An 8,707-nucleotide genomic window follows, 5' to 3' on the forward strand; every position below is an offset into this window, starting at 1 on the left:
TCAATTACGCCGGTCCGCCCGCACCGTGCTCGAAAGGCGCGTCCATCTGATGGTGTGGATGAACATACAACAGGTCGTGTGGATATACAGGCACCGGAAAAATAACTCCGATCTGTCAATACATTACCACCGCCGGTAAGGTGCGATATGGACAGTTTCACGGATTTCGCACCCGGCCGTATCCCGCCGCCGGCTGTTTGAGCGGAAACCGGCCCGGAGAAGGTGCGGAAATGGATTTTTTTGTGAAATCGCACCTGGCCGGGCGACCGCCGCGCCGTGACGTGACCGGATGCACCTGACCGGGCGACCGCCGCACCGTTATGTGACCGGCTGCACCTGGCCGGGCGACCGCCGCACCGTGATGTGACCGGCTTCCTGTCACTTTTTGTCTGTCATTCGAAGGGTTTGTGTGGTAATATATATTAGATATGCTGTGCGTTGAAATCAGAGGTACAGGAAATCGAATCGGAAGCTGTGCGACGAATTTACAGGTGCAGGAAGCGGAGCAGAATCGGATCAGAAGGAGATGGGCGGATGGTGAGTATCGGGAATGACTGGGACCGGGTCCTGGAGGGAGAATTTCAGAAACCGTATTATCAGCTGGTGAGAAATTTTTTGATCGAGGAGTACCGCAGCCAGACGATCTATCCGGATATGAGGGACATTTTTAATGCACTCCGGTATACGCCCTACGGGGATGTGAAGGTTGTGATATTGGGACAGGATCCCTATCATGAGCCGGGGCAGGCCCACGGGCTGGCGTTCTCCGTGCAGGAGGGGGTGCCGCAGCCGCCGTCACTGGTGAATATTTTCAAGGAGCTGGAGAGTGATCTGGGTTTTCCGCCGCCGGATAAGAATCACGGCTGTCTGATTCCCTGGGCGAAGTCCGGGGTGCTGCTGCTGAACACAGTGCTGACGGTCCGGGCCCACGAAGCGAATTCTCACCGGGGCATGGGATGGGAGATTCTGACGGACGAGATAATCCGGAAACTGAATGAGCGGGAGAAGCCGGTTTGTTTCATTCTGTGGGGAGCCAATGCGAAGGCGAAGATTCCGCTGATTACAGAGCAGCGGCATTTGATTCTGACCGGGGCGCACCCGAGTCCGCTGTCGGCATACCGGGGGTTTTTCGGCGGAAAGTATTTTTCCAGAGCGAATGCCTTTCTGGAGGCCAATGGAGAGGCGCCGGTGGATTGGAGAATTTAGCGTTTGGCGGAGTGTTCGAAAACGTTTTTTGTGTTTGATCACAAGAAATCTGTTGAAAACGGTCCGTCAGAAGTGTAAAATTAATTGTTAGATTGAAACGAAAAGTTGAAGGAGTTACGAGACGAATGTCAGATTTTCAGAAAATCATTAATATAGCTGTTATCGCCCACGTCGATGCGGGGAAGTCCACGCTGGTGGATGCGTTCCTGAGCCAGAGTCATGTGTTCCGGGAGAACGAGGAAGTCATCGACTGCGTGATGGACAGTGATGCCATTGAGCGGGAGCGGGGCATCACAATCTATTCGAAGAATTGTTCCATCATGCATAACGGGGTGAAGATTAATATCGTTGACACCCCGGGGCATGCGGATTTCTCCTCTGAGGTGGAGCGGATCATGAAGACGGTGGATGCAGTGATCCTGCTGGTGGATTCCAGCGAGGGACCGATGCCGCAGACCCGGTTCGTGTTGTCCAAGTCCCTGGAGCAGGGGCTGAATCCGATCCTTTTCATTAACAAAATCGACAAGAAGGACGCTCGCATCGATGAGGTGGTGGATGAGGTCTACGAATTGTTCATGGATCTGGATGCCACTGATGAACAGCTGGATTTCCCGATTCTGTACGGCATCGCCCGTCAGGGAATCGCAGTGAAGGATCCGGCCGAAGTGGAGAGCATTGATATCGGCGAGGGAGACCGGAAGATGAAGCACACGCCGGAAGGATTCGGCGGTCTGAATATCAATCCGCTGCTGGACGAGATTCTGGAGCACTATGAACCGTATCCGGACAGAACCGGTGAACCGCTGCAGATGCAGGTCAGCCAGCTGGCTTATGACGATTATATCGGCAGACTGGGGATCGGCCGTATCACCCGGGGTACTGTGAAGGCGGGGCAGACAGTGAAGGTCACGAAGGAAGGCGGGGAAGTCGCCGACCGGAAGATCGGACAGGTATTTGTCTACCGTGGACTGCAGAGAATGCCGGTGGAAGAGGCCCAGTGCGGCGATATTGTAGTGGTGTCCGGCATCTCTGATATTTCCATCGGTGAGACGATCTGCGATCCGGAACACCCGGAAGCCATGGAAATGATCCACATCGAAGAACCGACGCTGTCCATGAATTTTATGGTCAATTCCTCTCCGTTTGCCGGGAAAGTGGGCAAGTTCGTCACATCCCGCCACATCCGGGAGAGGCTGGCGAAGGAACTGGAAGTCAATGTGGGACTGAAGGTGGAGGAGACGGATTCCACAGACTGTTTCAAGGTGTCCGGCAGAGGAGAACTGCACCTTTCTATTCTCATTGAGAATATGAGAAGAGAAGGGTACGAGCTGGCGGTTTCCAAGCCGCACGTCATCCTGCACCGGGACGAGAACGGCAATGAGCTGGAACCGGTGGAAGAAGTTGTGATCACCGCTCCGGACGAATATTCCGGAACGATTATCTCCAAGCTGAATATGAGAAAGGGCATGATGCTGCAGATGAACTCCGAGAACGGCTACACCCGGCTGGAGTATCATGTGCCGACCCGTGGACTTCTGGGCTACCGCTCGGAATTCATCAACGACACCCACGGGGAAGGAAATATGGAGCGGCGGTTCTTTGATTTTGAGCCGTTCAAGGGTGAGGTTCCGGGGAGAGGCAACGGGGTTGCCATCGCCATTGAAGAAGGAACCTGTACGCCGTATGCGATCTGGAATATTCAGGAGCGTGTCCAGATGTTTGTTTCTCCGGGCACCCATGTTTATGAAGGAATGATCGTGGGCATGAATTCCAGAGAAGACGACATGGATGTCAATCCGTGCAAGGCGAAGAAGGTCAGCAATCAGCGTGCCGCCGGTTCTGACGATACGATCAAGCTGACGCCGCCGAGAGTCTTCTCCCTGGAAGAAGCGCTGGAATTTATTGAGGAAGATGAACTGGTGGAGATTACACCGGAGGATATCCGTCTCCGGAAGAAACTGCTCACCGAACTGGAGAGAAGAAGAGCCCGCAATGAGCGGACCCGTCTCATGAACCAGAGTCAGCAGTAGGGGGACGAGAATGAAGTTCCTGAATGCATTCAAGAACGTGGATCTGGGATCCGAGGCACTGCTGAAGGTGGCAGAAATCATACTGGTTCTGGTCATCGGATATTTCGTCATCCGCACGGTGATCCATTTCGAGCGGAAGGCGCTCCGGAAGACAGACCGGATCGATAATTCCGCCGTGGTGATGATCCTCCGGATCACGAGAGGGTTGCTGTGGCTCATGCTCATTCTGACGATCATGTCCAGACTGAACGTGAATATGGCGCCGTTCGTGGCGGTGCTGGGCACTGCGGGCGCAGCGATTGCGCTGGCCCTGAAGGACAGTCTCGCCAATGTGGCGGGGGGCATTATTCTGCTGCTGACGAAGCCTTTCGTGAGCGGTGACGAAATTCAGGTAGCGGGTTATTCCGGCGTGGTGGATTATATCGATCTGATGGATACGAAGCTGCATACATATGCATATGAGGACGTGATCATCCCGAACGGGACGATCACGAACTCTGTCATCGTAAACTGTTCCCGACGGGACATACGCCGAGTTGACGGAAATTTCTGGATTGGTCTTCAGTCAGACATTACCGAAGCGGAGAAAATCCTGAAAACGATTCCGGACCGGGTGGACATCCTGCTCCGGGATCCGGCTCCGTACATCTCGATCACCGGTTCTTCGCCGGATGGCGTTGCGTTCAAGGCGTGCTATTGGTGCCGCACGGAGCAGCGCTCCGAGGCGAAGACCATGGTGGAGAAGGAGGTCCGTAAGGCCTTCGAAGAGGCGGGGATTCAGCCGCCGGTGCGCCGGTCTGATGTCAGGATTATGTCCTGATCCTGCCGGATGCCTTGGGGCGAACGGCTTTCCGGGTACTTTTTGTCGAAGAGGAGGAACAGCCCGCAGGCGCCGTTATATAGTTAGATAGGAGCAGAAGGCTGCTCTTATTTATAGAATTGGTTATTACAATCTACAGTACAGGAGTTTTGAAATGGGAGAAATCAAGAAGTTCAAGCGAGTGCTGGTCGCTAACCGCGGCGAGATCGCGATTCGAGTTTTCCGTGCCTGTAAAGAGCTGGGTATCCGTACAGTAGCGATCTATTCCGAAGAGGACAAGACGTCGCTGTTCCGCACGAAGGCAGATGAGGCATATCAGATCGGAAAAGGCAAGGCACCTGTCGATGCTTATCTGGGCATCGATGAGATTGTTGAGTTGGCGAAGACGAAGGGTGTTGACGCAATTCATCCTGGATATGGCTTCCTGGCGGAGAATCCGGATTTTGCGGATGCCTGCGAGAAGGCAGGAATTGAATTCATCGGCCCGAATTCCACGATGATGAATCGGCTGGGAGACAAGATCCAGTCGAAGATCGTGGCGGACGAGGTGGGTGTTCCGTTCATCCCGGGTGTTGAGAAGGCCATTGAGACAGACGAAGAAGTAGTTCAGTTCGCCGATAAGATCGGTTATCCGGTCATGCTGAAGGCAGCGGCCGGCGGCGGCGGCCGGGGCATGCGTGTTGTCCGGGATAAGTCCAGCATCGTACAGGAGTACAGAACCGCCAGAAGTGAGGCGAAGAAGGCGTTCGGCAACGACACCATCTTCATCGAGAAATATATCGAGAATCCGAAGCATATCGAGATTCAGGTACTGGGAGACAAGTACGGCAATATCGTTCACATGTATGAGCGGGACTGCTCCATTCAGAGACGTCACCAGAAGGTGATCGAGTTCACGCCTGCGCTTTGTCTCACAGAGAAGCAGAGACAGGCAATCTGTGCTGACGCGCTGAAGATCGCCCGGGCCGTGAACTACAGAAGTGCCGGTACGGTGGAGTTCCTGTTCGACAAGAACGGCGATCACTATTTCATCGAGATGAACCCGCGTATTCAGGTGGAACATACGGTTTCGGAACTGGTAACGGGCAGAGATATTGTGCAGGATCAGATCCTGGTGGCAGAGGGCTATTCGCTGGATTCTCCGGAAATCGGCATTACCAGCCAGAAGGATATCACCACCAGAGGATATGCGATCCAGTGCCGTGTGACGACGGAGGACCCGGTCAACGGATTTGCGCCGGACACCGGAACGATCGACCAGTACAGAAGTGCTTCCGGCTTCGGCATCCGTCTGGACGGCGGCAACGGCTTCACCGGAGCAGTGATTTCACCATACTATGACTCTCTGCTGGTGAAGATCAGTGCATTCGGCCTGTCCTTTGAAGATGCCCGCAGGAAAGCGGTCCGTGCACTCAGAGAGACGGAAATCAAGGGCGTGAAGACGAACCAGGGCTTCCTGCTGAACGTACTGAACCACCCGATTTTCAAGGCGGGACAGTGCGACACCGGATTCATCGGCAATAATCCGGAGCTGATGAATATCGAGGCGGTGGAAGACAAGGAACTGAAGGTTCTGAAGTACATCGGAAACAAGGTGGTCAACGAGACGAAGGGCCAGCACCCGCAGTTCAATGTGCCGGTCTTCCCGAAGATTCCGATGACGGAGATCAACACCCTTTCCGGAACGAAGCAGATGTTCGACCGGAACGGAGCGGAATACGTTTCCAAATGGGTCAGAGATCAGAAGAAGCTGCTGATCACCGATACGACCATGCGGGATGCCCAGCAGTCGCTGATGGCAACCCGGGTCAGAAGTGTGGATATGCTGAAGATCGCACCGGCCTATGCGAAGTACGGTCAGGATCTGTTCTCCATGGAGATGTGGGGCGGCGCCACCTTCGATACGGCATACCGGTTCCTGAAGGAGTCCCCGTGGGACAGACTGGACAAGCTGCGTGAGAAGATCCCGAACATCCTGTTCCAGATGCTCCTCCGGGGTGCCAATGCGGTGGGTTACAAGAACTATCCGGATAACGTCATCCGTGACTTCGTGAAACGCTCTGCAGAGGGCGGCATCGATGTATTCCGTATCTTCGACTCCCTGAACTGGGTGCCGGGTATGGAAGTGGCCATGGATGAAGTTCTGAACCAGGGAAAGATCTGCGAAGCGACCATGTGCTACACAGGAGATATCCTGGACGAGACCAGAACGAAATATACCCTGGATTACTATGTGAAGATGGCGAAGGAGCTGGAGAAGAGAGGCGCTCACATCATCGCAATCAAGGATATGTCCGGTCTGCTGAAGCCGATGGCGGCCCGCAAGCTGGTCAAGGCCCTGAAAGAAGAGGTGGGGGTTCCGATTCACCTGCATACCCATGACACCTCCGGCAACGGTGTGGCCACGGTACTGATGGCGGCCCAGGCCGGTGTGGACATCGCGGATGCAGCGATTAACAGCATGTCCGGTCTGACTTCCCAGCCGGCGGAGAACTCCATTATTGCGGCGCTGAGAAACTCCGAGAGAGATACCGGCATCGATCCGGACGGCATGCAGGTGATTTCCGACTACTGGGCGGATGTCAGACCGGTTTACAAGCAGTTTGAATCCGGACTGCAGGCAGCTTCCGCCGAGATTTACAAGTACGAGATCCCTGGCGGTCAGTATTCCAACCTGAAACCGCAGGTGGAGAGTTTCGGTCTGGGGCACAAGTTCCAGGAAGTCAAGGAAATGTACAAGACCGTCAACCAGATGCTGGGTGATATCGTGAAGGTAACACCGTCCTCCAAGGCGGTGGGCGACATGGCGATCTTCATGGTACAGAATGACCTGACACCGGAGAATATCATGGAGAAGGGCAAGAACCTGGATTTCCCGGATTCCATTGTCTCCTTCTTCGAGGGCATGATGGGTCAGCCGGAAGGCGGCTTCAATGAAGAACTGCAGAAGATCGTGCTGAAGGACAAGAAGCCGATCACCTGCCGTCCGGGTGAGCTGCTGCCGCCGGAAGATTTCGATTATATCAAGCAGGGACTGGAGAAGTACTTCGGTCTGGAAGGAACGCCGCGGGAGATCATCTCCTACGCCATGTACCCGAAGGTCTTCGAGGACTTCCTGAAGAGCCGGGAGAAGGACGGAGACATGTCCATGATGGGATCCGACATCTTCTTCCACGGACTGGCAGTCGGTGAGACCTGCGAAGTCAAGGTGAGCGAAGGCCGGGAGCTTGTCATCAAGCTGATCGAGGTCAGAGATGTGGACGAGAACGGCTATCGTGATCTGGTCTTCGAGGTGGACGGCAACATGCGGATTGTGAAGATCAAGGATCATTCCATCCAGAATGCAGAGCAGAATGCCACCACCCAGTTCGCGGATCCGGATGATCCGACCCAGGTGGGCGCCAACATCCCGGGCAACATCGTGAAGGTTCTGATGAAGGCCGGAGACGAGGTGGAGGAGAATCAGCCGATCGCAGTCATCGAAGCCATGAAGATGGAATCCAACATCCTGGCTACGACTACCGGCGTGATCACTGACATCGACGTGAAGGAAGGCGATGTGGTGAAGTCCGGACAGCTGATTGCCGTCATCGATCCGGCGAAATAATTCAGCCTGTACTGGAATCCGAAAGGATTCTGCGTAATAAACACGAAAAGATCCCGGCGGGAGGATATCCCGCCGGGATCTTTTCGCAGGTATGCATGCACAGCGTTTAGAAAATGCCGTCCCGGAAACCCGCAACGATCGGGCGCAGCATGCGCTGGGAATAGGATACCAGATCGTATCCCTGCTTATACAGCACCCAGTCATACAGCAGGGCCCGCTCGTACATTGTGTAGATGTGGAGCATGTCTTCGATGGTGGTCCCTTCCTGTATGCTGAATTCCCCGCTTTTCAGCCCTTTTTCCAGTGTTTGCCGTACGAACCGGAAGTAGAATCGGTTCGCATCCTGCAGGCATCTGTAGTCGTCTGTCACGATCTGAGAGGAATACAGATAGGCCAGAAGTTCAGGATCCACCTCGTCGTCGATCAGCCGGAACAGGTATTCGTTGCTGCCCAGCAGAATATCTGACATGGTCATGTCCGGTGTGACGGTTTCATAGTACTCTTCATATCCGTTGTCGAATACCATGGAGAGGGTGTTCAGCAGGGCGGATTTTCCCTTGAAATAGTGATAGAAAGTCCCCTTTGATGTCTTCGAAGCACTGATGATGTCTTCTACTGTGGTGTTGTCGTAGCCGTTGACCTTGAACAGGCGCCAGGCGGCATTGATGATCTTTTCTTTCTTCGTCTGCTTCTTTCTTCCCAATGCCCGGACCTCCTCCTACAATAAAGTTGTAGGTAACAGACACCTGACAACCAGCCAGGATCTGCTCCCTTTCATTGCTAAAGCTGTACAATGGTGTGGCATGGATCTGACTTGTTCCTCCTAGGACCATATGGCGTCCGCACGAAAGCCTGTCAGCCAGCCATACTCATTTGCAGCCGTTCGGTTTATGCAGGTTGAACCGATTTACTAATTACATTGCGTTCGTGTGATACCCCAGGAGATTGAATCGGCAATGAGAAAACTGGTCATCCATTGCAATTTCAATATCGGAGGTATCAGTGATGTTAAACGCAGTAGGTATTGATGTGTCAAAAGGCAGA

The 8,707-nt window shown here is 54.0% G+C and carries 5 protein-coding genes; 4 read left to right on the forward strand and 1 reads right to left on the reverse strand.

Features of this window, described 5'->3' with window-relative positions:
• Positions 1-534 precede the first annotated feature (534 nt).
• The 4 genes from BLQ24_RS09620 to BLQ24_RS09635 all read left to right on the forward strand — a co-directional run bounded on the left by BLQ24_RS09620 (position 535) and on the right by BLQ24_RS09635 (position 7,663).
• Positions 535-1,206 (forward strand): uracil-DNA glycosylase, encoded by a 672-nt coding sequence (locus BLQ24_RS09620; RefSeq protein WP_090164714.1) that lies wholly within the window; start codon positions 535-537, stop codon positions 1,204-1,206.
• Positions 1,207-1,331: 125 nt separating this feature from the next.
• On the forward strand, positions 1,332-3,236 hold the full coding sequence (gene typA, locus BLQ24_RS09625; RefSeq protein ID WP_090164715.1) for a translational GTPase TypA: 1,905 nt from the start codon (positions 1,332-1,334) through the stop codon (positions 3,234-3,236).
• A 10-nt stretch (positions 3,237-3,246) separates the two neighbouring features.
• On the forward strand, positions 3,247-4,056 hold the full coding sequence (locus BLQ24_RS09630) for a mechanosensitive ion channel family protein (RefSeq protein ID WP_090164716.1): 810 nt from the start codon (positions 3,247-3,249) through the stop codon (positions 4,054-4,056).
• A 154-nt stretch (positions 4,057-4,210) separates the two neighbouring features.
• Positions 4,211-7,663 (forward strand): pyruvate carboxylase, encoded by a 3,453-nt coding sequence (locus BLQ24_RS09635; RefSeq protein ID WP_090164717.1) that lies wholly within the window; start codon positions 4,211-4,213, stop codon positions 7,661-7,663.
• Between the two features lie 106 nt (positions 7,664-7,769).
• Here BLQ24_RS09635 and BLQ24_RS09640 read toward each other — a convergent pair whose 3' ends face one another.
• Complete coding sequence (locus BLQ24_RS09640) at positions 7,770-8,366, reverse strand: TetR/AcrR family transcriptional regulator (protein ID WP_090164718.1); 597 nt, start codon at positions 8,364-8,366, stop codon at positions 7,770-7,772.
• Positions 8,367-8,707: the final 341 nt, after the last annotated feature.

It is taken from the genome of Eubacterium pyruvativorans, assembly GCF_900102225.1.
In the GTDB taxonomy this organism is placed as follows: domain Bacteria; phylum Bacillota; class Clostridia; order Peptostreptococcales; family Anaerovoracaceae; genus Aminicella; species Aminicella pyruvativorans.